The organism is Paraburkholderia solitsugae, assembly GCF_013177695.1.
Lineage (GTDB): Bacteria > Pseudomonadota > Gammaproteobacteria > Burkholderiales > Burkholderiaceae > Paraburkholderia > Paraburkholderia solitsugae.
In genome coordinates this window covers 1-26,752 of record NZ_WOEY01000042.1, presented here as the reverse complement: position 1 = coordinate 26,752, position 26,752 = coordinate 1, and the positions used below count along the sequence as shown (strand labels likewise).

Here is a 26,752-nt window from a genome sequence, read left to right as displayed (position 1 = left end):
GCTGTGCACACTGGTCAGAAACGAGACGTTCATCCCTAGGCAAGTTGAACAGTGTCACACGCCCTGCTTGGCAGGCGTGCCTGCTGCACGTGCACAACTCACCACCGCGGTGCATTGGCACAGTTCTGGCTCTACCCTTTCGCGGCCAAGCGAAATATCGCGCCGAATATAGCCCATTCAAACATGTGAGGAGCACACAGATGAATCACGCAGAGATGCAGTTTCTGACTACCGAATTCCCGTACAAAAAACAGTATGGCAATTTTATCGGCGGCGAATGGGTCAAACCGGTGGGCGGTGAGTACTTCGACAACGTGTCGCCGATCACCGGTGAGCCGTTCACGTCGATCCCGCGTTCACGCGAAGCCGATATCGAACTCGCCCTCGACGCCGCACATCGTGCGAAGGCAGCATGGGGCAAGACGTCGACCACCGAACGCGCGAACATCCTGAACCGCATCGCCGACCGGATGGAAGCGAATCTGCAACGCATCGCCGTGGCTGAAACGATCGACAACGGCAAGCCGCTACGCGAAACGATGGCGGCCGATATCCCGCTAGCGATCGATCATTTCCGCTATTTCGCCGGCGCCGTGCGTGCGCAGGAAGGCTCGCTCTCCCAGATCGACGACGACACCGTCGCGTATCACTTCCATGAGCCGCTCGGCGTGGTCGGCCAGATCATTCCGTGGAACTTCCCGATCCTGATGGCCGTGTGGAAGCTCGCGCCTGCATTGGCGGCCGGCAATTGCGTCGTGCTGAAACCGGCCGAGCAAACGCCTGCGTCGATTCTCGTGCTGCTCGAACTGATCCACGATTTGCTGCCGCCGGGTGTGCTGAACGTGGTGAACGGTTTCGGCCTCGAAGCCGGCAAACCGCTCGCGTCGAGCAAACGCATCGCGAAGATCGCGTTCACGGGCGAGACGACGACCGGCCGCCTGATCATGCAGTACGCGAGCCAGAACATCATTCCGGTGACGCTCGAGCTCGGCGGCAAGAGCCCGAACATTTTCTTCGCCGACGTGATGAACGAGGACGACAGCTATTTCGACAAGGCGCTCGAAGGCTTCACGATGTTCGCGCTGAATCAAGGCGAAGTGTGCACGTGTCCGTCGCGTGTGCTGATCGACGAAAAGATTTACGACCGCTTCATGGAGCGCGCGTTGAAGCGCGTGGCTGCGATCACGCAAGGCCATCCGCTCGATACGAAGACGATGATCGGCGCGCAAGCCTCGCAGGAACAGCTGGAAAAAATTCTTTCGTATGTCGATCTCGGCAAGCAGGAAGGCGCTGAATGTCTCATCGGCGGTGAGCGCAACACGCTCGGCGGCGAACTGAGCAAGGGCTACTACGTGAAGCCGACCGTATTCCGCGGCCACAACAAGATGCGCATCTTCCAGGAAGAAATCTTCGGACCGGTTGTTTCCGTGACGACCTTCAAGAACGAAGACGAAGCGCTCGAGATCGCCAACGATACGCTCTACGGTCTGGGCGCTGGTGTCTGGACGCGCGACGGTACGCGCGCCTATCGCTTCGGCCGGCAAATCCAGGCGGGCCGCGTGTGGACCAACTGCTATCACGCGTATCCGGCACATGCTGCGTTCGGTGGCTACAAGCAATCGGGCATCGGTCGCGAAAATCATAAGATGATGCTCGACCACTATCAGCAGACCAAGAACCTGCTCGTCAGCTATAGCGATAAGCCGCTCGGTTTCTTCTGAGCGTAACGACCCTGTCCGAGCGGGCCGCATGACGCGGCTCGCTCTTTTTCAGCGAGGGCATGTGATGGCTGATGCGAAGGAAGTGGCCCGCGTGATCGCCACGCCTGCTGCGGTCGATTTGATCGATAAGTTGTGCGCTGAACACGGGGCTGTGCTGTTTCATCAATCCGGTGGATGCTGCGACGGCAGCGCGCCGATGATGTTTCCACAGAGCGAGTTCATGGTCGGCTCGTCCGATGTGAAACTCGGCACGATTGCCGGCGTGCCGTTCTACATGAGCGAATCGCAGTTCGAATACTGGCAGCACACGCAGTTGATCATCGATGTGGTGCCGGGCAATGGCGGGATGTTTTCTTTGGAACGACCGAGTGGGTTGCGGTTCTTGACGCGCTCGAGATTGTTCGAGGATGAGGAGAACGCGTGGCTGGAAACGCATCCGGTAGAACGGGCGGATGCTTAGCGTTTTTTTGTCGCGCTTGAGTTCGGATTGTCACTGACTGCGGGCGTGCTCGCTAACAACGCGTCGCTGTTTTGATTCGCTGTCGACCGCAGGCATTACCAGCGCGTTCTCGTCAGCGAGCGCGTGTCCAATTTGAATCATCACCGTCTGCGAGTGTTGCCGGCGCTTTCACCAGCCGCACGTGTCTAATTTGAATCGTCGCTGACCGCAGGCGTTACCGGCGCACTCGCAAGCAGTGCATCGCTGTCGTCTTTCAAGCCGACGCCGGTCAGTCCCAAGCGCCGTGCGTGCGTCAGCAGGTAGTGCAATTTGTGTGCGGCTGATTCGTAGTTGAGACCTTCTGGACGCACGTTCGAAATACAGTTGCGTTGCGCGTCGCTGCAGCCCACCTTCGGGGCGTACGTCAGGTAGATGCCAAGGCTATCGGGCGAACTCAAACCTGGACGCTCGCCAATCAGCATCACCACCAGTTTGGCATTGAGCAGTTCGCCGATCTCGTCACCGAGCGCGACGCGGGCCTGACGCGCGACGACGACGGGGCCAATCTTCCAATCCGCCAGGCGCGGTATGACAGCTTGCAGCAGCGGGATCGATTGCTTCGACGCAGCGAATGCAGAGAGGCCGTCGCCGATGACGAAAACCACCTCGGGTGAATCGACCGTGAGTTGCCCGAGCGCTGCGCGGCTCTCATCGCTTAAACGCCTACCGAGATCCGGGCGCCGCAAATAATGCTCGCGATCGGGCGCCGCACTATGCACATCCAGCGTGCTGAAACTTTGTGCGCGCAGTTGTTCGTGCAGTACGTCCGTATCGAGCGGATGATGTACGGCGTCGCGCGCCTGCGCATGCGACAGGTTGAACGCCAGCAACGGTGCCGTCGGCAAGCTGTTGCCCGCGCGGCCCAACGCGATGCGCGCATTGGTGAACTGCCGCAGCGCGTTCCATGGGTTCTTTTCAAGGAAGTCGCTCATGCGATCCCCATCCAGTCATTCGCACCTTCCAGCAGCGGTTGCTGTAGCGATGCACTGAGCAACGCGCCGCGTGCGTCGGTGATCTGCATCGACTCCAGCCATTCTTCGAATTCCGGTGCACGGCGCAGGCCGAGCACGTCGCGCACGTAAAGGGCGTCGTGGAAGGACGTGCTTTGATAGTTGAGCATCACATCGTCCGCGCCCGGAATGCCCATGATGAAGTTGATGCCGGCGACGCCCAATAGCGTGAGCAGGTTATCCATGTCGTCCTGATCGGCTTCAGCGTGATTCGTATAGCAGATGTCGCAGCCCATCGGTACGCCCAGCAGCTTGCCGCAGAAGTGATCTTCAAGACCTGCGCGCGTGATCTGCTTGCCGTCATACAGATATTCCGGTCCGATGAAGCCAACCACTGTGTTCACCAGAAACGGATTGAACTTGCGCGCAACTGCATAGGCGCGCACTTCGCACGTCTGCTGATCGACGCCGAAATGCGCATCGGCCGACAATGCGCTGCCCTGACCGGTTTCGAAATACATCAGGTTATTGCCGACGGTACCGCGCTTCAGCGATAGCCCAGCTTCATACGCTTCCTGCAACAACGCGAGCGAAATACCGAAACCCGCGTTCGCCTTCTCCGTACCCGCAACCGACTGAAACACCAGATCGACCGGCGCGCCTTTCTCAATCGCCGAGATCGTGTTGGTGACGTGGGTCAGCACGCACGATTGCGTCGGCACCTGATAGCGCTGGCGGAAGTCGTCGATCATCAGCAACAGCTTGGTGATCGCGGCGAGATTGTCGCTGGCCGGATTGATGCCGATCATCGCGTCGCCACAACCGTACATCAGACCGTCGAGCATCGATGCTGCGATACCTTTGACATCGTCGGTCGGATGATTCGGTTGCAGACGCACCGACATACGACCCGGCAGGCCGACCGTATTGCGAAACCGCGTAATTACCGGACGTTTGCGCGCCGCCGCGATCAGATCCTGATTGCGCATCAGCTTCGAAACCGCCGCCACCATCTCCGGCGTGAGGCCGGCGGTAATGCGCGTGAGCGCGTCGGTATCGGTCGTGCTGCTCAGCAGCCAGTTGCGGAAATCGCCGACCGTCAGATGCGAGATCTCAGCGAACGCTTGCGGCGAGTGATCGTCGATCACCAGACGCGTGACCTCATCGCTTTCATAAGGGATCAATGCTTCGTTGAGAAACGTGCGCAGCGGCACCTGCGCGAGCGCCATCTTGGCCGCGACGCGCTCTTCTTCACTCGCCGCCGCGACGCCCGCGAGCTGGTCGCCCGAACGTTGCGGACTGGCTTTCGCCATCAACGTTTTCAGGTCGGCGAAACGATAAGTGCGGCTGCCGATTGTCTCGGTGTAGCTCATCTCTAAGACTCCATCGCCGGTGCTTGCGCAGCGGCTCGATCCGTCACTCTTCGAGCAAAGCGTCCGACGGCGCTGCTTCGCGTTGATGGCGCGTCAACAGGAAGTAGACATAGCCGAGCGCGAGGAAGATCGCGAACACGATGGCCACCAGGAAATTGAAGTAGACCATCGTTGCCAGACAAATCACCGCGGCCACCAGCGCGAACGCCGGAAAGAACGGAAACAGCGGCGCGCGGAACGGGCGGTCCATGTTCGGGTCCGAGCGGCGCAGCTTGAACAGCGACAACATGCTGATGATATACATCACGATAGCGCCAAATACGGACATCGTCACGATGTTCGCTGTCAGCGTCTGACCGCCGAACTGAATCAGCTCGTCGCTGTAGATCGCAGCGATGCCGACCACGCCACCCGCGATGATCGCGCGATGCGGCGTCTTGAAGCGCGGATGCACCTTGGAGAGCCATTCCGGCAGATAACCCGCGCGAGCCAGCGCGAAAATCTGCCTTGAGTATCCGAGGATGATGCCGTGAAACGACGCGACGAGCCCGAACAGGCCGAGCCACACCAGCATATGCATCCAACCGCTATGTTCGCCGACGATATATTTCATCGCTTGTGGCAGCGGATCGTTGATGTTCGCCAGCTTGGTCCAGTCGCCGGCGGCCCCTGCGAACACCATCACGCCGATCGCGAGCACGACCAAGGTCAGAATACCGGTGATGTAGGCGATCGGAATCGAACGCTTCGGATTCTTGGCTTCTTCGGCGGCCATCGCGACGCCTTCGATCGCGAGGAAAAACCAGATGGCGAAGGGAATCGCCGCGAACATGCCGTGGAACGAGCCCATGCTGAAGGTGTCCGCGCCAGACCAGCCGCCTTTCGTGAAATTCGACCACTGGAAGCCGGGCGACACGACGCCCATGAACACCAGCAATTCGAAGATCGCGAGCAGCGTCACGCACAACTCGAACGCCGCGGCGATCTGCACGCCGACGATATTCAGCGCCATGAAGACGAGATACGCGCCCATCGCAGCGTGTTTCGGTTCGAGGCCGGGAAATTGCACGTGCAGATACGCACCGATTGCGAGTGCAATGGCGGGCGGCGCAAACACGAATTCGACTAGCGTCGCCGCGCCAGCCAGATAACCGCCCGTCGGACCGAAAGCGTGACGCGCATAGGCGAACGGGCCGCCCGCATGCGGAATCGATGTGGTGAGCTCGGTGAAACTGAAAATAAAGGTGGTGTACATCGCGGCAATGAACACCGCCGTGATGACGAAGCCGAGCGTGCCGGCGCTTGCCCAGCCGTAGCTCCAGCCGAAATACTCGCCGGAAATGACCAGACCGACCGCGATCCCCCACAGTTGCCACGTGCCGAGCGTCTGCTTCAACTCGTGATGCGTGACTTTACCGACGTGCTGATTTTTGGACTCTGATTTCATCGGGCGCTCCCTGATGTTGCCGCTTGCTCGACGCCGCAAGGCTTTGCGGTGCGTGGGCGGACAGGCTTCAGCCGATGGTAGTGAGCCATTATTCGAGGTGTTATCGAAATTCGGCAAAGTTCGAGGGCGGGTGTGTCAGTGAATGCTTAACTCCGTTCGCGCGCGTTTGGGTGAAGTTCGCAGGATTTGGTAAATGGGGACGTGGTACTTTGGTTCACGTCCATTCGGCAATCTTCTCCTGGTCGGCTACTTAATCATGAACCAATCGGACAATCGGGCTCGCTACGAAACTCGGCTGGGCCGCGTGCTGGACCATATTTACGATCATCTCGACGAACCGCTGGATATCGACCGTTTAGCGGACATTGCCTGCATGTCGCCGTATCACTGGCATCGCATCTTTCAGGCGATGTACGGCGAGACGGTGGCGACGACCGTGCGACGCTTGCGGCTGCATCGCGCGGCAGGATATCTGGCGAATGGCTCGATGCCGATCGCGGAGATTGCCGAGCGCTCGGGCTATAGCAGTTTGCAGTCTTTCTCTCGCACCTTTCGCGCGGTGTACGGCATTCCGCCGGCGCAGTACCGCAAACAGGGAACTCATAGCCGGTTTCGTCCGGCGCTTTCAGGAGACGATGAGATGACGATGCGTGAAGTGGTGATTCATCACGTTGAACCGATGGAGGTTTTGTCGGTGGATCACGTTGGGCCATATATGCAGATCGGCAAAGCTTTCGATGGGTTGTTCGGCTGGTTGGCGAAACACAATTTGCTGGCGGGGCAGATGCGCATGATCGGGATTTACTACGACGATCCCGGGGTTGTTGCAGAGAATGCGTTGCGGTCGAAGGCTGGGGTGTTGTTGCCGCATCCGGTTCAGGCTTCGGTGACGGTGAGTACGCCGGTTTCAGTGGCTCATGTGAAAGGCGGTGAGTACGCGGTGTTGCGGCACAAGGGGCCGTACAGCGACATGCGTGCGGCTTATGAGTGGTTGTATGGGACGTGGCTCGTACAGTCGGGGCGTGAAGCGGCGGATGCGCCGGTGTTCGAGGAGTATCTGAATAGCCCGAAGGAAACTGCGCCAGCGGAGTTGCTGACGGAGATTTGTTTGCCGTTGGTTTGATGGTTTTGGCGTGGTTCTGTTTGTTCTGCCTGCTTTGTGCATGTTTACGCAGCGTGCTTTCCGGATGCCCCTCTGGTTTTTATAGTCTTTGTATATGTATACGTAGTAATAGTTAACAAGCCTCGCACCTGGCTGTGGATAACTTGAATCTTCGTTTACGGATCAAGGGACTGCGGAATCCATAACCCTGCGGAGCGTGGGCGAACAGGAGCAAGGAGCCAGGGAAAACTTTTGAGCGGCTTGATGAGGTCGCCGTCTTATCAAAGTTTCGCCCACAACGTGTCAGGGGGGTTGTACAAAAGTTGTCCAGAGGGGGCTGTGGATAAGTCGGGCTATTTACGTAGCGATCAATCCGCTAACTCGTACGACGTGCTGCGGCCCCCTGCTGCTGACTTTTTCAAGACCCCGAATGCGACCAGTTCGCTGATGTCGCGCAACGCGGTATCAGGTGAACACTTTGCAATCGCTGCCCACTTGCTGCTGGTCAACTTGCCGTCAAAACCGCCAAGCAGACGGCTCAGCAGTTTGACTTGCCGCTCGTTGAACGGCGTGCTCGCCCAACGCTGCCAGAAGCGCGCCTTAGACAGCACAACGTTCAGCGTGAGCTGGGCGTGATCGATTGCTCGATGCAATGCATCGAGGAACCATGCCAGCCACTCGGTGATATCGAGTGTGCCCTTTTGTGTGCGCTCGAGAATGTCGTAATAGTCTTTCCGCTCACGCTGGATCTGTGCCGACAAACTGTAGAAGCGCTCTGCGCTGCCGTCAGCGCGCGCCAGAAGCAGATCACCAATGGCGCGTGCAATGCGCCCGTTACCATCGTCGAATGGATGCAGCGTAACGAACCAGAGGTGAGCGAGCCCCGCCTTGAGCACTGGTTGATCGGCCGTATCGGTATTCAGCCAGCCTAGAAACCGGTCCACCTCCATTTCCAGCCGTGCTGCGGGCGGCGCCTCGAAATGGACTTTCTGACGCCCGATCGGACCGGAAACAACTTGCATAGGCCCTTTGGAATCGTCGCGCCAGTTGGCAACGCTGATCCGGGACATACCGCTGAACCCGGTTGGAAAAAGCGCGGCGTGCCATCCAAACAGGCGCTCTTTCGACACCTCGGCCGAGCAATTCAGGGTGGCGTCGAGCACCATCTCTACGACACCTTCAACGTGGCGGTCGACCGGCGCGAGCGCGCCAATATCGACGCCGAGCTTGCGTGCTATCGACGAGCGCACCGATGCAACATTGAGCTGTTCGCCTTCTATCTCGCTGGTTTTGACGACGTCGTCGGTAAGCGCGACAAGACTGGCCTCGCTGCGTAGCGCCAGCCCCACATCGGCAAGCCGCCCGAACAAAAGCCCTTGTGCTCGGGACACCTCCGCGAGCGGGGCCGCAAGGCGTGACAAGTCATAGCGCCATGCGGGCCATTCGGGTGATTCCCAGATGTATAACCAATCTCCGCGATTCATGCGGAGATTATGGTCCATTTTCCCCGCAGATACAAATTATTTTCCGCAAAATATGCGGAGAATAATGGAGCTATTCGCCGCTCGGGGCCGTCGGATCTTCGCGGGCGACCGATTTTCCGCGCGGATCGGGCTGCATGAGGTGACGAAATTGAGGCGGACCGCTTCATATGCGGGAAGGTCTCGAGCGTAGCCGCACGTCGAGACTCACAAAGCATCGGGGGCGAAAAGGCTAGACTATCATCGCGTTTCGCGACACCGATCGTTGCCGTTTTTTCTCACCCTTGCACCATGAACTTCGACTATTCCACGCTCGACGCATTGCGCCAGAACCATCCCGCATGGCGGTTGCTGCGCTCGGATCACGCGCCGCTAGTCGCAAGCTTTTTGAATCGCACTTTCACGGCGCCCAATGTGCGCGTGATATCGCAAGCGGACCTGGCCGAAGCGCTGGAAGACGAGCTGTATGCATTGCGCGAGCAGCTCGGTCCCACCGCCTTTCCAAAAGCAGCGTCCGACTATCTAAACGACTGGGCCGCGAACGACAAAGGCTGGCTACGCAAGTTTTATCGTCAGGATTCGGACGAGCCCCATTTCGATCTCACCCCCGCTACGGAAAAGGCCATTGCGTGGCTTGGCACATTGACGGCACGTAGTTTCGTCGGTACTGAGTCGCGCTTGCTTACCTTGTTCGAATTGCTCAAACAGATGAGCGAAGGCAGCGACAGCGACCCCGAGACACGTCTTGCCGAACTCCATAAGCGCCGCGCTGAGATCGATGCTGAGATTGCGCGTGCGGAGGCCGGAGACATTTCGATTCTGGATGACACGGCGCTGAAAGACCGCTTCCAGCAGTTCACAGCGATCGCACGTGAACTGCTGACCGATTTCCGCGAAGTCGAACACAATTTTCGCGGTCTCGACCGTCGGGTGCGAGAGCGCATTGCCCTGTGGGACGGCGCAAAAGGCGAACTGCTAGAGGAAATCATGGGCGAGCGCGATGCGATCGCCGACTCGGATCAGGGGCGCAGCTTCAGGGCGTTCTGGGACTTTCTGATGTCGAGCAGTCGCCAGGAAGAGCTGACGGTGTTGCTCGACCGCGTGCTGGCGCTCCCGCCCGTGGCGGAACTCAAACCCGACGCGCGCACACGGCGGGTTCACTATGACTGGCTGGAAGCTGGCGAGCATACGCAGCGCACCGTCGCTTTTCTATCACAGCAGTTGCGGCGCTTCCTCGATGATCAGGCATGGCTCGAAAACCGCCGCATCATGGATATCCTACATGGCGTGGAAGCTAAAGCGCTGGCCTTGCGAGACACGCCACCAGCCGGTGAAGTCATGACGATCGCTGACACGGCAGCCGAGATCGAACTGCCGATGGAGCGGCCACTCTATGCACCGAGCCTCAAACCGCGAATTGCCGGCATCACCATCGAGGCCGGCGATGCCGACATCGACGCCGCGGCGTTGTACTCCCAGGTCGTAGTCGACAAAGCCAGACTGGTATGGCATATCCGTCATGTTCTGCAGGACCGTTCGCAAGTGACACTGCGCGAGCTTTGCGACACCCAGCCTCTGGAGCAAGGTTTAGCTGAACTGGTCGCTTACTTGCAACTTGCCGGCGACACGTTCAGCACGGTAGTGGACGAGCAGGTCAGCGAGACAATCGTCTGGCGTAGCCGGAAAGACAGCGGCGAACAACAGACCCGGCAGGCAAGCCTGCCACGCGTTATTTTCGTGAGATAAGGATATTGGAACAGGAACATGACGCAGCGGCCTCGACGCACGATCTGTCGAGCCTACTGATTCCGTTGCTTAAAGGCGTGATTTACCGGGACGCGGATGCGGTCCTATGGAGCGCCCTGCTCGACTTACAAGCGCGCGTAAGGGATTACGTCACGGTGTTGAATCTCGAGTTGGTGCTGGACGAAGCAGAGGGCTACGCGTTCCTGCGCTCCCGCCCCGATAACGACGATGACGATTCGCCTGCGTTGCCCCGTCTTGTCGCAAGACGCCCGTTGTCTTTTCCGGTGAGCCTGATGCTGGCATTGCTGCGCAAGAAGCTCGCCGAGTCCGACGCCGGCGGTGGAGACACTCGCCTCATTCTCACGCGCGAGCAGATGGTGGAAATGATTCGCGTGTTTCTACCGTCAGGCAGCAACGAAGCCAAACTGATTGACCAGATCGACACGCAAATAAACAAGATCGTCGAACTCGGTTTCTTGCGCAAGCTGAAGCCAGCCGCCGGCAAGCGCGAAGGCCAAGCCGCCGCATTCGAAGTACAGCGAATCCTCAAAGCGTTTGTCGACGCCCAGTGGCTCGCCGATTTCGACGCACGGCTCGCGGTCTATCAAGCGCAACTCGGCACAGCAGCATCAAGGAGCGCAGATGACTGACATGCAACTGCCCGGACTCGATTTCGTCGCCGACGACGCGTTATCCGGTTTTCGTCTGCATCAACTGGAGGTCTTCAATTGGGGGACCTTCGACCGCCGGGTGTGGACGCTGAACCCCGACGGCAAGAACACGCTGTTGACGGGCGACATCGGTTCCGGCAAATCGACACTCGTCGATGCCGTGACGACGTTGCTGGTTCCCGCGCATCGCATCGCCTACAACAAAGCAGCGGGCGCTGACAGCAAGGAGCGCACGCTGCGCTCGTACGTGCTCGGCCATTACAAGTCGGAACGCAACGAGACCAGCGGCACGGCTAAACCCGTGGCTTTGCGGGACCCCAACAGCTATTCCGTCATTCTGGGTCGCTTCCACAACGCAGGCTACGATCAAACCGTCACGCTTGCCCAAGTGTTCTGGATGAAAGACGCGCACGGCCAACCGGCGCGGCTATTCGTCGGTGCGGAGCGAGCGCTTTCGATCGCAGCGGACTTTGCCGACTTCGGACCGGACATCGCTGGTCTGCGCAAAAAGTTGCGTGCGCTCGGCGCGGAGCTGTTCGACAGTTTTCCGCCCTACGGTGCATGGTTCCGTCGGCGCTTCGGGATCGAGAACGAGCAGGCGCTGGAGTTGTTTCATCAAACGGTGTCGATGAAGTCGGTAGGCAATTTGACGGATTTTGTCCGTAGCCACATGCTCGAACCGTTCGATGTCGCGACGCGCATGACTGCGCTGATTGGCCACTTCGACGACCTGAATCGCGCTCATGAAGCGGTGTTAAAAGCCAAGAGGCAGATGGAACGGCTAGGCCCTCTCGTCGAGGATTGCGAGCGGCACGCGCTGCTTGTATCGCAAGTCGACGATCTGCGGGCCTGCCGGGAGGCGCTTAAATCATATGCAGCCGACCTCAAGGTCGGTTTGCTCGACCGGCGAATTGAGAATCTCACCGCGGAATGGGAGCGACAGGATGCGCATGTCAAGCGACTCGACGCAATGCGCTCCGCGCAGCGTATCGAGGAAGGCGAACTGCGGCGTAACATTGCCGAAAATGGTGGGGATCGGTTAGAGCGGCTTGAGGGTGAAATTCAATCGAAGGATGCAGAGTGTTCCCGGCGCAAACAGAAAGCCCAACGCTTCCACGACCTTGCACAGGTTGCCGGCGAGTCCGTTCCTGAAGATGAACCTGCCTTTCTTGCGCTGCGCCGGCGTCTCAGCGAGCGTGTGGAAACCGCGCAATTGGACGAAGCGCGCCTGCAAAACGATCTGACCGAACACGGTGTGAGTTTTCGCGCAGGAAAACAGGACCACGATGCGCTGTTGGCCGAGATCGACAGTCTGAAGAGCCGGCGCAGCAATATCCCGGCCGAACAGATCGCGATGCGTACGGCGTTGTGCAATGCCCTCGCGCTACCCGAAGCAGATCTATGCTTCGCCGGCGAATTGCTACAAGTGCGCGAAGACGAGCGCGATTGGGAGGGCGCCGCCGAGCGTTTGCTGCGTGGTTTCGGCCTGTCGCTTCTGGTATCCGACGAACACTACGCCGCTGTCACCGAATGGGTCGACAAGACCCATCTGAAGGGGCGGCTCGTTTATTTTCGGGTGCGACAATCTGCGAGACGTGAGCGCGCCGAACTGCATCGCGACTCGCTGGCCCGAAAGCTCTCCGTGAAACCCGACTCGCCGTTTTACGACTGGCTTGAATACGAAGTGGCGCAGCGCTTCAATGTTGTCTGTTGCGACACCCAGGAGCAATTCCGCCGCGAAACACGCGCCATTACACGCGCCGGTCAGATCAAGGCGCCGGGCGAACGGCATGAGAAAGACGATCGCCATCGACTGGACGACCGCCGACGCTACGTGCTGGGCTGGACCAATACGGAAAAAATTCAGGCGCTCGAAGCACAATCCGGCCAGTTGGCAGCACATCTGGGCGCATTGGGCGCGCTGATCGGCAAGATTCAGGCAGAGCAAAGTGAATTAAAGACACGCCTGAACGCATTGTCACTGCTCAACGAACACGCGGACTACCGCGAACTTGACTGGCATGCCGTCGCGGTAGAAATCGCCGCATTGCGCGACGAGAAAACACGGCTGGAATCGGCCTCAGACCTGTTGCAGGAACTGACGCAGCGTCTGAATCAAGTCAGCGTCGCACTCGCTGACATCGAGACGCAACTCGATGGGCACAAAGCGGAGCGCACGCGCACGGAAGAACGCCAGCGTATTGCGCATGATCTGCACACGCACACCCGGGCGATTCTCGACGACCCGGGTTACGCAGCTCATACGGCTTATTTCGCCCGGCTCGCCGAGCTATGGTCCGAGGTGCTCGGCAAACACCAGTTGACTGTCGAATCCTGTGACAATCGCGAGAGCGATATGCGCAAATGGCTGCAGGACAATATCGACGCCGAAGAAAAGAAGGTTTCGCGTCAGCGTGACAAGATCATCGACGCCATGCGAGCGTACTGCACTGCTTTCCCGCTCGAGACGCAGGAAGTAGATGTCGCCATTGAGGCGGCCGCGGAATATCGCGCCATGCTGGACACATTGAAGGCCGACGATCTGCCGCGCTTCGAAGCGCGCTTCAAGGATCTGCTCAACGAGAACACCATTCGTGAAGTGGCCAACTTCCAGTCACAATTGGCTCGCGAGCGCGAGACGATCAAAGAGCGGATCGCATTGATCAACGAGTCGCTGACGCAGATCGACTACAACGCCGGCCGCTATATCGTTCTGGAAGCGCAATTGAGCCAGGATGCGGAGATTCGTGACTTTCAGAGCGACTTGCGTTCGTGTACCGAAGGCACGCTCACAGGGTCGGAAGACGTGCAGTATTCCGAAGCCAAGTTTCTGCAGGTCAAACAGATCATCGAGCGATTCCGCGGACGCGAAGGGTTGACGGAGCAGGATCGTCGCTGGTCGGCGAAAGTCACTGACGTGCGCAACTGGTTCGTGTTCGCCGCCAGCGAACGTTGGCGCGAAGATGATAGCGAGCACGAGCATTATTCAGACTCGGGCGGCAAGTCAGGCGGGCAAAAAGAAAAACTCGCGTATACGATCCTGGCTGCGAGCCTTGCTTACCAGTTCGGTCTCGAATGGGGCGCTGTGCGCTCACGCTCGTTTCGCTTCGTTGTTATTGACGAAGCATTTGGCCGCGGATCCGACGAGTCCGCGCAATACGGTTTGCGGCTGTTTGCCCAATTGAATCTGCAGCTGCTGATCGTCACCCCGCTGCAAAAGATTTATATCATCGAACCGTTTGTTGCCAGCGTTGGATTTGTCGACAACAAAGAGGGACGCGAATCGAGGCTGCGTAACCTGTCGATCGAAGAATACCGCGAGGAAAAAGGCAGGAGCGAAACGTGAGTTGGACCACACCGGCCGATCTCCGCACGCAGGTCAGCAGGCTCTGGGAACGAGGTGAACTGCTCGCCGGCCTCGCAACGGGCGCGTCGTTATTTCCGAAACGTCTCGTGCTGAAAAGCCCTACATCCGCTGAGATCACGGAGCGCTTCGAGGACATTCGCCAATGGAGTAGTTCGCTCAGGGCGATTGCACATTGCCGCCTTGAGATGCGCGAGTTTCGGCATCGGGTTTTCGGCACCAATGCGCTGCCAGTTGAAGTGTGGATCGACTCATTCGAGGATGCGGTCGCTTTCATTGGAAAACAGCGCGAAGCGGCGCGGTTTCTTTCACTTCTGGATATGACACGGGCTCGCGAGCCTCGCCTCGTTCCGTGGCTTGCGAAAAGGCCGATAAGGGCTCTTGAACTTGCTGAAGTATGGGGTCGCCTGGTGGACGTGTGCGTTTGGCTGGAGGCGCATCCGCGGCCCGGGGTGTATCTGCGGCAGATCGATATCGCGGATGTACACACCAAATTCATTGAAGCACATCGTGGTGTGCTCGCCGAGTTGCTGGACTGTGTATTGCCGGCGGACTCGGTGGACCCCGCACGATCCGGACTTAGCCAGTTCGCAGCGCGCTATGGATTGAGAGAAAAACCATTGCGTATCCGCTTCCGCGTGCTGGATGCGAGGAAGGCTCTATTTCATCCCGCCAGCACCGAGCAGGACGTCACACTGGACGCCGCCAGTTTTGCGCGCCTTGACCTCGACGTTCGCCGGATTTTTATCACGGAGAACGAGGTTAATTTTCTGGCGTTTCCGCCGGTCGACGACAGCATGGCGGTCTTCGGCGCAGGATATGGTTTTGAAATGCTCGCAAACGCCAACTGGCTTTCGCGTCGACGCATTTGTTACTGGGGCGATATAGATACGCATGGGTTCGCGATTCTCGATCAGTTGCGCCATCAGTTTGATCACGTCGAATCGTTTTTGATGGACCGGGAAACGCTGTTGGCGTTCCAATCGCAATGGGATCGGGAGGACAAGCAAACGTTGCGGGATTTGCCACGTCTGACCCAGGACGAGCGGGCGCTATATGACGATCTGCGCGATAACCGCTTGCGCAAGAATCTGAGGCTGGAGCAGGAGAAGATCAGTTTCGGGTGGGTTGAGGCGGCGCTGCGAAAGATGTGATCGCTGTCGCAACGTCAAAGCAGGATTTGTTGTCTTGGTTATCGGATACCGTCTCAGAGATGGCGGGATAGCACCCTGTCCTATTGCTGATCTTTCTGCTTCACTTCGTCGACGGTGGACTGCAGTGTCTTCTGCGTCAATCGATGCTGCTTCCGCAGCACTTTGTTGTAAAAATCGATTCGCACTGCCGATGCGTTGACAACACTTAGGCGCGTCGCTTATCTTCGGCTCGCGGGTCGGCTGGTCAAGCTTGCCAAGGTTCGGGTCGTAATCGTTCCAGGCACTACGGGGCTACCCCGTGGATCAGAATGACCTCCGCAGTTCGTCGCATGAGCGTGCCTTGCGCGTTGCGCAAATGAGCTCACGCAGCACAAGACGTGTTGACTGGTCGCCCCGCCCCCTCTCTTTGCTCTATGCCGTCATCTTCTCTGCAATTTGTCACCTACGCGATCGCCGATGCCATGTTGGCCGGGCCGCCCGAGGCGGCCGGGATGGTCGAGCGGATGACGCTTGTGTTGGGTGAACCCGCGGATTGAATGAATCGATTGGCGCGCAGGGTTGCGAAGCGATTTGGTCCGCGGTGGGATAGCGTCGACAGTAAAGAATTGTCGAAGGTTGTTGCTGAGAACGCGGGTTTTGTCGCGGCTTGGAGGGGTGAGGACCGGCCGAGGGTTTTGCGTGTGTTGCCTCGCCCGCCTGTTCAGCGGGCAGCTCCCCCTTGGTTGCATGATGCGGTGCTGCCGCAGTTGCCGACGCTCGGCGATCTGGCCGCGTGGCTGGAAATCGAGCCCGAGGAACTGGACTGGTTTGCTGATCGCTGGCGTGTGCCTGCTCAAAATGCGGGGACGCCGGTTCATCACTATTCGTACAAAGTGGTCGAGAAACGCGACGGACGGTGCCGGATTATCGAAGTTCCTAAGTCGCGCTTGCGGGCTTTGCAGAGGAAAGTGCTTCATGGCTTACTCGATCGGGTTCCCGCTCACGATGCGGTGCATGGTTTTCGACGTGGGCGGAATACGGTTACGTTCGCGGCGCCACATGCGGGTAAAGCGGTTGTGATTCGGTTCGATTTGACGGATTTCTTTGCGTCTGTCCATGCGGGACGCGTTTACTCCTTGATACGTGCTTTGGGTTATCCGTTGGGGGTTGCGCGTGCGTTGACTGCGCTGTGTGCCAATCGGGTGCCGAGTGCTGGGCTGCTGGCGCCGGATGTGCGGGACAGGATCGATTGGCAGGAGCGGCAGCGGTATCGGAACCGACATTTGCCGCAAGGGGCGCCGACTTCGCCGGCGTTGGCGAATTTGTGTGCGTTTCGGCTGGATCTGAGGCTGGCTGGGTTGGCGCGGTCTCTCGGCGCGACTTATACGCGCTATGCCGATGATCTGGCGTTTTCCGGTGGGGACGATCTCGCGCGGATGGCGGAACGGCTTGAGCTTCGTGTGGCGGCGATTGCTATTGAGGAAGGATTTGCGGTCAATCTAAGGAAGACACGCGTGATGCGTCGTGGCGCGAGGCAGCATCTGGCTGGGGTTGTAGTGAACAGCCATCCGAATCTTGCGCGGCCGGAGTTTGATGCGTTGAAGGCGGTGCTGACGAATTGTGTGAGGCACGGTCCGGCCTCGCAGAATCGCGACGGTCACTCGAATTTTCGTGCACATCTCGCCGGTCGCGTCGCGCATGCTGCGATGCTGAATGCGGCAAGGGGCGCGAAGCTGAAGGGGATCTTCGATCAGATCGAGTGGAACCTTGGCCCTTAATCGGCCAACGAGGTACCGATAGTTGTCGGATTTGTTCCAACGTGTGCTCTCATTGGGATGTCCTCGACGACAGTTCCTCTGGCCATTGATTTGTTGCCGACAGGCAAGCCGATGAACGCATTGAGCGGCAAGTCCGTGCGCGTCGACAGACACGCCACGTGCCCAACAATGCCTGAGCACAGACCCTCGCTGATGTCGACGCGATGCGCGATCAGTACTGGATCAAGGCTCGACTGGGCCGAGCCCCAGTGTAGGCGGAAGGCGCGATTGGCGTGCGTCAGGGACGGAGAGACGAGTATGTCGTGAGGCGCGGGCTTTCGCTGTCAATGGTGTCCACCGTAAAACACCTACGCTACAACCGACCGGATGACGGCAGCGAAGAGATTAGTGTCGCGCCGCAAGATATTTTATGTCCGTCGAATGCTACCGCTTTGCCTCCGACGATAACGTTTGGATCGCCTTCAACAATCACGCAATCCCGGTGGCCCGCCATAGGGCAGGTGCATTTGTCGCCAACGCGGGCGATGCTGCGATCCATTACAAGCGAAGCGTCATAGCCAGTAACAACTTTCCCGCCATGACTCGTGCCATCGCCCACGCGTATCACGCCGCGCATAATCACCTCAGCTCGCTAGACTTTACAAATTCGAATACCTACCCGTTTGTGGCAATCCATCAGGCGAATCAGAGTATTCGGCAACTATCTTTGCCACCTGCTATCAATGTGGCAACGGCTAACAAAACGTAGATAGCGATTACAGCGATACCGAATCGACTCCATGTCAACCTGAACGGAACATATGTAAGCGCTGCCGCGGCCGAGATTGCCAAGAACGCCCACATCGCGAAATCCGTTGGCTCGTTAAACGCGGTGTAAAAAACTGGGCCAAAGGTAATAAGCGCACTCCATAGGAATGTCGACACCAATTCCTGGCAACGTGCCGTTGAGTAACCCAACACCCCCGCGGCAACTAGAGCAACGATCACCGCAAGCATCACAAAGGTGGACTGCCAAAGAGGTCGCTTGCTGACCACATCCGATGTGTGGTCGACTTTCTGCCCGCTTGTATCGCTCAAGTTAATTTACCGGTAATTGAATGGGTCATCGCCACGATGCAGCGCATTTTTTGCCTTCTCCGCTGCTGTGGGCGGCGTCACGATCGAGATTTCCGCAAACCCGTGGTCGCTGACACTCACGGCTGCGCTTGCTTTGCCGTCTCCATAACCCGCCATGAGCGCCAAACCAATCTCTACCAACGCAGAAGAAACGCCTGTATCCCCTATACGATAGCCGACGTCGTACCCGTCGTGAAGATCGGTGGGTGAAAGCGACTCAGGTCCGCTATTTAACGCCTGACTCAACGGGATTACCCATTCCCGGTTGGCACTGGTATCGAAGAAAATGCGTTCTGGCTTTGCGTGCTGAGTACCTTGCTGCTGCGCGGCCTCCCATCCTTCGCGGATCGATGTTGCCTGGTCAGCGTGTTTGAGCCATGCGTTGTCTTGGTCCTTCAAAGGTGCGCGTATTGGCCTGCCAAGATAACCAAGTACCGGCGACTCGTCGAACTCCTGTAATTGCCAGGTTGTCCACCTAACTGGCAACCAGGGGTTCTTCCTGAAATCCCCGGGTCCCTTGTTCTCTGTTTGAGCCCATAACCCAGGAAGTTTTGACTGCCACCAAGCCGTGGTCATGATGTGCGGTCCAACGGGAAATAGGCTGCCATGCTCCTTGAGCTTCTTCGCGTAGTCCGTGTCGAAAGCCTCGGTCTCGTCCCAGTAGAGATTCCACATCTTAACGATGTCGAATTGGGTTTCGCGCATATCGACACTTTGAGGCTCTTTAACAACGAAAGGACGAATCAGACGATCGACTCGATCTGGACGCGCCACTAGCAGTGCAACGGCACTGTCCAATACCTTGGGCACAGCCGGTCCGTCGGGCGTCAATCCCGAGCCGGGCTTTCCAAGGTAGTTCCGGACCACCATCCCGTCCGACGAAAAGATCACGGCGGCCGGCACATCGGGATGCTCGTCGAAGAAACGGAATAGATCTTCAAGCGGCGTGGCCGAACCGGTGTCGTTGACTGACTCCTGCGAAAGAAAGAGTTGAAACGCTAAGCTGGCTTTTTGCCGTGCGGACGCTATTGAGAACGCTGCTGTTGAATCATTGGTGGGATCCTTTCGGGGTCCTACAGCTACTACCGGAATTGGCCAGTACTCTACAGCCTCGCCGGCGCCAGACTTGAATGCCGACCCGATACGTAGTGCGGAAAGACTTTCTCGCGTGTCGTGGTCAGAAGGATAATCCGCCGCGGCATTTGAAAATATCGACGCATGGGTGTCGCCTTTGCGCTGAATGTGCTGCCATATTTCACTCTGCCCGAGATGGTCAATGGTTATCCCAAGTCCCCTTACCTGTAGCGCAGTGATCTTGTCCACGCTCGAGGATTCACCATCGACGGAGCTGCCAACAACCGAAGAAGCCGACAGCTGAGTCTTCGTCGATTGCGCAGCGTTTGCCGCGGTAACCCCTAGGTGGGCAATGAACACTGTGAGCGTCATGACGGCGGCGGAAAGAATGCCGTTGCGCACAAAGTGAAGTGTGCTCATGCCAGCGGTCGCGTCGATGTTGTCTGGCGCTCGACCAAAGAGGGCATATGCGACAATTGACAATGTAGCAATGAAAAAAACGAGCGCATAGCGCCTCACATGGGGTAGTTTGCTTGTATTCATCTCAGCCCGCTAAAGTTCCAGTCGATGGGCGGCGTTTGGGGGCGCTCCGGATTTTTGCGCTGATCCATGGTTTGCGATTCAACCAAACTGGGGAGAGTCTTCGAGACGTATTTGGTCGGAAATTTCCCGGACGCGTAGTATTCGCAATTTGCGAGAACTAGTTCTTGCCCGCCTGAGGTCAACGAGGAGAATTTTGACAGTGCTTTGATCTTATCCAGCGGCGTCTTCCAGTCAGCAATGGCAACCCAGAGGGCCTGCCAATCCAGATTATCCAGGCTTTTGGCTTGTCCGACTGCGACGTCCATCGCAGTCACCCAACGGTGATTTTGCGGGTCACGCAAAATTGCTGAGTGGTACGAGTTCTCGGTAAGGACGCCAGTGGGATCTTTGTCCGCAAGAGCAGCGGGATTTTGCGACATTCGTTGACGCGCTTCAGCAGGAGTTTCCTCGCGTAAAACGTACGGTGTCGCACCTATGCCACCAGTGAACTCGACGCGCACGGCATTGGTCTGGTCGTCGGTTCCTTTGCCGACATTAAACTGCTGTTTGAGCGCATCGGGAGTCGTATTCCAACTGGGCGGATCCGGCATGCGGACCCACTGAAGGTTTGCGTACGAATTGCCCAAGGCGAGGTTTTGGGAGACAGCATCAGGCGCTTCCAGACCTGCCTTGTCGGGAGTTCCGCGCTTCGCTTCCCCCCCATACAAACTTGGCTCAACCGTTGGTTTTAGCTGATCACCATTGATGAAAAGACGGCCCGACTTATAGACGTCGACGTATTGCGGTGCCGTGCCGACGAGCAGAGGCTTGTTTCCAGAAAGGTGTTTTGTCCAGACTCTTTGGCGAAAATTGAGCTCCTTGAGCTTGTTCATTGCTGCAAGTGCCTCAGTCTCGCTCTGAGGCCTAGTGTGATTTCCGTCCCAATAATAATCGTCAGCAGTCACTGTATCCGGGACGCCGTGAGTGCCTATTCCTTTGACGATCGGCAAATCGACGGTGCTGTCCTCGGGACAGAAATACAAGTAAACGCGCCCACGGTTATCACGTTCCGGAAACACACACAACTGGCGCTGTTGGTCTTCGCGCGTACCGCTTTGGGGTGTCCATTTATAGCCTGCTCGCCCCCCCGATTGAACGTTATCCAAGCATAGCTGGTCTAGCGGGGGCTGTCGGTGCGGCGCTTCTGTTACCGCAGTGACAATATTGATCAAGGTATTTAGCTTCGCTTGCGAAGTCTGCTGAGTTGCGTTCGGCTGAGTCGCCCAAGTCATCAGTCCGTGCTCGCCTAGCGAATAAGGACTATCGACCATGATTACGCAATCTGCGCAGCGTAGGCCCTTGTCGTGTAGTAGAGCCTGGGCCAATAGGGTAATTATCGTTCCTTGGCTGTGCCCCATGATGTTTACCGTTTCATCTGGCGCCACAGCACGTATTTCAGAAACCAACATCGCGAGACGCTCAGCCGCAAGAACAAAGTAATGTCGTTCCGGACTAGTGCCCGAGAACTGATAGTTAGACATCGCAGTTTTGAGAACGGTGCGGGAGACGTAACTTGATGCAAAGCCCGGACCATACATATCTGGAATGTTTGTCGTTGCGTTGTTGAACATCCCGCCGGCTTTGGCGAAGTTAGCGTCCAGACGGTTGCCTCGAACGTCCTGATATTGGCTGCGGAGCTGGGTAGGTTTGCCAGCCTTGTCCTTCAGGATTTCTTTGGGATCTGCCCGATAGCCCCAATAGAACGGAATGAAAACGCTATGAGCGCCCTTACCCGTTCTCTGATAAAGATAGGTGTCAGGATCGGCCAAGACGACTTCAGTCTCACGATCCGATTGCCCCTTAGCCTTCTGCTTCGCCTTGTCCTTATATGCGGCACCATAGGCACCCGCAACAAAATCGGGGCGATTCAATCGTTCACCCAAACCCTTGCAAAGCCCCTGCTCGACCGTTTCGTAGTTCGCACCGGGGTCATTCACTCCGTGCAAAAAAATAACGATGCCCGGCAGATCGCGCGGTCTTGCTACGTTCCGGTCATTCGCGCGGTTCGACTCTGTTATACCCGCGCCCGAGCCGATGACTTTTTGGCTATTTGCAGTATCTGTCATGTTCGTCCGACTCCCGGCTCAAAGATCGGGCTTCAAAATATCAATCTTCAGGATTTTCATCGCATCGTCCTTTACCAATTCCGTCAGGCCATTGGCATCGCTTGTCCCTTCGATGACTCGCCCATCGTCCGTGGTGATGCGATACGGCTGGTGCGCTGCGGGCGCTGGTGCGTCCGGCGAATCACCGGGGTAATGCAATCGGAAGCGCTGATCCGTGGGCGCGTTATTGAATGAGCTTTTCACTGCTTGATCAGTGGATGGACCACCCCATTGGTGCGACGCAGACAGAATCTTCACGTCGGCGTTAGTACCGAGAGTTACTCCTCCACCGATCTTCAGATAGCTGCCGTCTTCGGCCACCAGTCGTATAGTTGGCGCGGTGATCAGCACTTCGTTTTCGTTCGTACTGATTTTGACGCCCTTCTGTGCGTTTGCGGTTAGCGCGTCGGCCTGCGCCTGGATAACAACTGGACCTTCACCAGCGATTGCCTTGATGCCAGCTCCTCGCGCAAACATTTGCACACCCTGGCCTGCGGTTGCGTTTAAGCGCTGACCGCTCATGAGTTGCAGGTGCTGCTGTGCCACTTGGTCGATGTTCTCCCCGGCGTAAGTCAGGTGAGTTTTTGGTGTAAGTTGAACAGAGCCTTCTGCGGCTCCGAGCGCGAAAATGGCATGAGGGTCGGTCGACGCAGACGCGGATGGCGCCGTGGTCTCGCCGACACTAGAGTTCCAGTTTTTGAACGCACTGGCCAGCGCACTTTGTGAGGTGGTGTCGGCAGCTTGCCCGCCGTGCTGCCCAGCATAGTCTCCAAGCGACTTGAACAAATCGGTGCATTCGCCAAGCAGTTGCGTCAACTCGTCCCTGTCAAGATGGTTTCCGACTGCTTTGTTGCGAGCATACGTCGTTAGCAGAATGCCTTTGGCAGCACGCAGAGCCGCTGCGGCATCTGTGCGCACCTCGGCCCCCTCTCCGCGCGCCTCCCCGGCGCCGTCCGTACGCGGCTGCGTCAGATACCCAAGATTGAGTTGGCTATCCGCATGCTGACTCGCGAGCTGGCTACTGATCTGCCCAGCGGTGTCGTCGAAGCGCAACTGGTTATACCGATTCCCCTTAATCTCCTTCGTCTTCACCCCCGACAAAAACCGATTCCCCGGCAGCGCCCCGGTATGACTAAAGGTGGCGGGCATATTCGGCCCGTTGTGCAGCACACCGGTCACGAACATCTTGTCCGGATCCCCATTCAGGAAATCCAGCGCGACCTCCATCCCGATGCGCGGCAACGTATCGTGCCCGTAGTTCGTCCCTGCCCAGCTACTGCTCACCCGTACAAACGCGCTGTCCTTATCCGTCCCGCTCGTACCCGCCCCTTGTGCGTGCGCATGATCATCCGGATCCAGGCCCTGAAGCTGCACCTTGATCCGCCCAAGCGAATCGCAATACACCTCCTCGCCCTGCGGCCCGACCACCAGCGCGGTAATCGGATAAACCCGTGGCAGATCAATTCGCGGATCGTAGGCTGGCGTCAGCGGCACGCCGCGTCGCACGCAACTGAAGGTGTTTTCATAGCGGCTCTCTTCCTCATCCGCACTACTCGCCGCCCTTCCCTGCCCAGCCGACGGTGAAGACGAAGCACCCGTCGAAGGCCCCTCCACCCTCCACCGATTCGCCTCAAACAACGCCTGCGCGCGCTCATTCAACGTCTTCGGCAGACTATTCTCCCCACGATGATGCAGCGTGGTGACAATAAACTGCCGCTCCTCCTGCGGATGCGTGTCCACCTCCGGATGCCCGGTCAACTCGAACCATCGGCCGACAGCCAGATCCCGCACCCCGCTCACGCCATCGACATTCGCCGAGCGCAACTCATGGGCGAGCATGCGCGCCTTGCTGACGCGCTCATAGTCCGACCACGAATCGCCCGCGTGCGGCACGTCGATGACCGCATCGCGCAGCAGCTGCGCGAGGTCGTTGCCGGCTTCGCCCTGATCGACGATGCTCGTCTCCGACGCCTGCGCCACCGTCGCGCTCTTGTAGTCCCAGCTCGCGCGCTGCACGTTGCCCGGCACGAGCTGACGCGAGGCCGACCACAGCGTGATCGAGTCGCGCGCTTCGGTGGCCGCGTCGCGGTGATAGCGCACCGTGCCGGCCGACGACTTCGGCAGTTTCATCGGGTCGTCCAGCAGCACCAGCGTGTGCACCGGCGACTCACCGGCGCCATCGGACGACGGGTCCGCGCCACGCTTGCCCGCCGCCGTGAACCACGCAATGCCCTCGCGACGGCACAGCCGCCGGATGAAATCCGCGTCCGACTCGTGAAACTGCAACAGCGTCTCGCGCACCGGATACTTCGCGCGATCCAGCGACGACAGATCGAAATCGAACGCGCGCGCGAGCGCCGGACTCTTTTTCTGCCATTCGCCCAGCAGCTTCTCAATCACATCGGGCACACTCAGCGTGCGGAAGATGCGCGTATTGGTTCGCCCCTCCAGCACCGATAACGCATCGCGCATGGTCAACTGGTAGGTCGCCAGCGACCCGTCCGACTGGCCCGCGCGCGCGTCGGTGACAATCGCGCAGATCGGGTGCAAGGCGCCACGGTCGGTGACCATCTGCACCGACAGCGGCAAGCCGATGAACGCATTGAGCGGCAAGTCCGCGCGCGTCGACAGACACGTCACGTGACCCACAATGCCTGAGCACAGGCCCTCGCTGATGTCGATGCGATGCGCGATCAGCACTTGCTCAAGGCTCGACTGGGCTGAGCCCCAGTGCAGGCGGAAGGCGCGATTGGCTTGCGTCAGGGACGGGGAGGCAAAGGCACGCAACAGGTCGGCGGAATTCACGGTGGTCTCTTTTGATGTCGCTGGGTCGCTATGGTTTGTTCGGCTCGCGGGTTCTTCTGGCGGTTTGTTTTTTGGTTTGCTTTTGCGTTATTGATCGGTTTTATTTTCCGATTCAAACGGAAAAATTTTCCGGTTAATGCATTTAGCTTGAAGCCCTTGAGATTGACAATTAATGACGGCAATGAGTGGATCGAGCATGCGGGCTTCGCCGATAGCGCGGCTTCCGATTAGCCAATTGCTCAATGGGCTCAGCGGCCCACGGCCCTGCTGACGCCGCGCGCCAAGGTGTGACAGACGCTCTCCCCGCGCGGGTCCGCCATTAACGCTGCCGATTATGTGATGCATTCCCATACCGCCTCTTTTAGTTTTCGTTGCTTTCACGCGCCCCCGCGTAATCGCGCGATTCTACAAAACATTTACGGGATAAGGCAAATCGATTTATTGGAGAATGTTAAATGCCTCTTATATTGGTCATCTAGTATGCATTGGGCATTGTTGGCGGGTTTTATTGAGGCGTTGCTGGGGCGGCTTTGTGTGGAAAGTTGGGCGATGCGGGGCGTCGGTCGGGCTTCGACATGCTCGATCTCATGCGACGTCTGCGGACAAATAAGCGAGACGCGTGGCTTCGATGGCAATAGGTGGCCAACTCTTATTTGGTCACTACAACGGCGATAGACCAACTGCGCTATTAGCGCAAAATTGCTAGTTTCTTGCGCGGCAGGTTGTTTCCCTAGCCCGTTTTGGAGCGTTAGACGCATTGAGGTATCCGGCGCCCCCTGTGCAACAACAACCTCTGCCCACGTCCTTGAGCCAATACAGCTTGCTCGCGCATTGCGTCATCTGCGACGCGAAGACTCGCGCCAGCGTAGCCAGCTAAATAACGCACGCATCAAACCCCTCTCTTATATCATCACCTCTTATTGAGATAAGGACGACGCGGCCCACTCGAGCAGGGACGCCTCTAGTGCCCTATTTCACCCAGCAAGACCGATCCGATTAGTTATCCCCAGCCGTCTGGGGGAGCCATCACACGAAGAGATTTTGAGATGCAAAGTGACCTTGCTAGCTTACGTGACCTCGTTCGTCAGTTTGCGGATGAGCGCGACTGGGACAAATTTCACACGCCAAAGAATCTGGCGACGGCATTGAGCGTCGAGGCAAGTGAGCTACTGGAGCCATTTCAGTGGCTGACTTCCGGAGACAAGAGCGAACTGGATGAAGGCAAACAAGCTGCCATTCGTCACGAAATGGCGGACGTATTGCTTTACCTCGTCCGCCTGGCAGACAAGCTTGATGTCGACCTCTATCAAGCCTGCTTGGAAAAAATGGATGTCAATCGGACGAAGTATCCCGCCGAAAAAGTCCGGGGAGATTCGCGTAAGTACTCCGATTACCAGGACTAAGAATCAAACCAAAACTACAACGAAAATCGAAGACCAATACGACTGCACGCCCTGCTTCGCGGACGATGAAACCGAGGCCTACTTTAGAAGTCACGCTGCGGAGCATTGCAGTATGTAGCGTCTTGAGGGGGCGCACTGGATCGCTCCTTCTCCCTAGCGCCGATAACGCATGGCGCACCCTTACCGAGCAGTTCGCAGACGCCCCTCCCGACTGGCTCGCGCGACCGTCGGTCAGGCCTCGACATGCTCGATCTCATGCGACGTCTGTCAGGGCGCCTGAGTTCGACAGTTAATCGCGCAAGCACCTGATTTTATTGATGTCGATTTTAAAAATTGCCACTACAACAGCGCGAGCTGCTGCGGGGCGACCGGTTTTTTCACGTTCAGTGCATTGAGTACCTC

The 26,752-nt window shown here is 57.9% G+C and carries 18 protein-coding genes; 9 read left to right on the top strand and 9 right to left on the bottom strand.

The window, feature by feature from the left end:
* Positions 1-200 precede the first annotated feature (200 nt).
* Positions 201-1,721 (top strand): aldehyde dehydrogenase, encoded by a 1,521-nt coding sequence (adh, locus tag GNZ12_RS10860; RefSeq protein ID WP_120302662.1) that lies wholly within the window; start codon positions 201-203, stop codon positions 1,719-1,721.
* A gap of 64 nt (positions 1,722-1,785) precedes the next feature.
* Positions 1,786-2,181: a DUF779 domain-containing protein gene (locus GNZ12_RS10855; protein ID WP_172310345.1), complete on the top strand. Its 396-nt coding sequence runs from the start codon at positions 1,786-1,788 to the stop codon at positions 2,179-2,181.
* A 185-nt stretch (positions 2,182-2,366) separates the two neighbouring features.
* On the opposite strand, the gene eutC is transcribed toward GNZ12_RS10855, so the two are convergent.
* From eutC to eat, 3 genes are read right to left on the bottom strand one after another with little or no spacing between them, the layout of a single operon-like run.
* Complete coding sequence (gene eutC, locus GNZ12_RS10850) at positions 2,367-3,152, bottom strand: ethanolamine ammonia-lyase subunit EutC (RefSeq protein ID WP_172310344.1); 786 nt, start codon at positions 3,150-3,152, stop codon at positions 2,367-2,369.
* Complete coding sequence (locus GNZ12_RS10845; protein WP_120302664.1) at positions 3,149-4,543, bottom strand: ethanolamine ammonia-lyase subunit EutB; 1,395 nt, start codon at positions 4,541-4,543, stop codon at positions 3,149-3,151. Before GNZ12_RS10845 ends, eutC begins: the two co-directional genes overlap by 4 nt.
* A gap of 43 nt (positions 4,544-4,586) precedes the next feature.
* Entirely contained in the window at positions 4,587-5,990 is a 1,404-nt protein-coding gene (eat, locus tag GNZ12_RS10840; protein ID WP_172310343.1) for an ethanolamine permease, read from the bottom strand.
* Between the two features lie 256 nt (positions 5,991-6,246).
* Between eat and GNZ12_RS10835 the strand changes: the two genes are divergently transcribed.
* The gene (locus tag GNZ12_RS10835; RefSeq protein WP_172310342.1) at positions 6,247-7,113 is read left to right on the top strand and encodes an AraC family transcriptional regulator; all 867 of its coding nucleotides are present in this window, start codon (positions 6,247-6,249) and stop codon (positions 7,111-7,113) included.
* A 347-nt stretch (positions 7,114-7,460) separates the two neighbouring features.
* Here the strand turns inward: GNZ12_RS10835 and GNZ12_RS10830 are convergent, their stop codons facing one another.
* The gene (locus GNZ12_RS10830; protein WP_172310341.1) at positions 7,461-8,576 is read right to left on the bottom strand and encodes a Fic family protein; all 1,116 of its coding nucleotides are present in this window, start codon (positions 8,574-8,576) and stop codon (positions 7,461-7,463) included.
* Between the two features lie 288 nt (positions 8,577-8,864).
* Here GNZ12_RS10830 and GNZ12_RS10825 point away from each other — a divergent pair, with 288 nt between their 5' ends.
* The 5 genes from GNZ12_RS10825 to GNZ12_RS10805 all read left to right on the top strand — a co-directional run bounded on the left by GNZ12_RS10825 (position 8,865) and on the right by GNZ12_RS10805 (position 17,265).
* Entirely contained in the window at positions 8,865-10,319 is a 1,455-nt protein-coding gene (locus GNZ12_RS10825; protein ID WP_172310340.1) for a DUF3375 domain-containing protein, read from the top strand.
* 2 nt (positions 10,320-10,321) lie between these two features.
* The gene (locus GNZ12_RS10820; RefSeq protein ID WP_120302667.1) at positions 10,322-10,969 is read left to right on the top strand and encodes a DUF4194 domain-containing protein; all 648 of its coding nucleotides are present in this window, start codon (positions 10,322-10,324) and stop codon (positions 10,967-10,969) included.
* Positions 10,962-14,336 carry an ATP-binding protein gene (locus GNZ12_RS10815; RefSeq protein WP_172310339.1) on the top strand — a complete coding sequence of 1,125 codons (3,375 nt, stop codon included), beginning with the start codon at positions 10,962-10,964 and terminating at the stop codon, positions 14,334-14,336. The genes GNZ12_RS10820 and GNZ12_RS10815 overlap by 8 nt, the downstream gene beginning before the upstream one ends.
* The gene (locus tag GNZ12_RS10810) at positions 14,333-15,508 is read left to right on the top strand and encodes a Wadjet anti-phage system protein JetD domain-containing protein (RefSeq protein ID WP_172310338.1); all 1,176 of its coding nucleotides are present in this window, start codon (positions 14,333-14,335) and stop codon (positions 15,506-15,508) included. Before GNZ12_RS10815 ends, GNZ12_RS10810 begins: the two co-directional genes overlap by 4 nt.
* Positions 15,509-16,044: 536 nt before the next feature.
* Positions 16,045-17,265, top strand: coding sequence for a reverse transcriptase family protein (locus GNZ12_RS10805; protein WP_328805981.1), 1,221 nt, complete (start codon positions 16,045-16,047; stop codon positions 17,263-17,265).
* Between the two features lie 352 nt (positions 17,266-17,617).
* Here the strand turns inward: GNZ12_RS10805 and GNZ12_RS10800 are convergent, their stop codons facing one another.
* The 5 genes from GNZ12_RS10800 to GNZ12_RS10780 form a co-directional block, all read right to left on the bottom strand.
* Complete coding sequence (locus GNZ12_RS10800) at positions 17,618-17,881, bottom strand: PAAR domain-containing protein (RefSeq protein ID WP_172310404.1); 264 nt, start codon at positions 17,879-17,881, stop codon at positions 17,618-17,620.
* 467 nt (positions 17,882-18,348) lie between these two features.
* A complete protein-coding gene (locus tag GNZ12_RS10795) occupies positions 18,349-19,998 on the bottom strand; it encodes a type VI lipase adapter Tla3 domain-containing protein (protein ID WP_172310337.1) in 1,650 nt (549 codons plus the stop codon).
* A complete protein-coding gene (locus GNZ12_RS10790) occupies positions 19,995-22,103 on the bottom strand; it encodes a T6SS effector phospholipase Tle3 domain-containing protein (RefSeq protein ID WP_172310336.1) in 2,109 nt (702 codons plus the stop codon). The genes GNZ12_RS10795 and GNZ12_RS10790 overlap by 4 nt, the downstream gene beginning before the upstream one ends.
* An 18-nt stretch (positions 22,104-22,121) precedes the next feature.
* Complete coding sequence (locus GNZ12_RS10785) at positions 22,122-24,947, bottom strand: type VI secretion system Vgr family protein (RefSeq protein WP_172310335.1); 2,826 nt, start codon at positions 24,945-24,947, stop codon at positions 22,122-22,124.
* 87 nt (positions 24,948-25,034) lie between these two features.
* A complete protein-coding gene (locus GNZ12_RS10780) occupies positions 25,035-25,328 on the bottom strand; it encodes a hypothetical protein (RefSeq protein WP_172310334.1) in 294 nt (97 codons plus the stop codon).
* A 665-nt stretch (positions 25,329-25,993) separates the two neighbouring features.
* Between GNZ12_RS10780 and GNZ12_RS10775 the strand changes: the two genes are divergently transcribed.
* Positions 25,994-26,350, top strand: coding sequence for a nucleotide pyrophosphohydrolase (locus GNZ12_RS10775; protein WP_172310333.1), 357 nt, complete (start codon positions 25,994-25,996; stop codon positions 26,348-26,350).
* Positions 26,351-26,752: the final 402 nt, after the last annotated feature.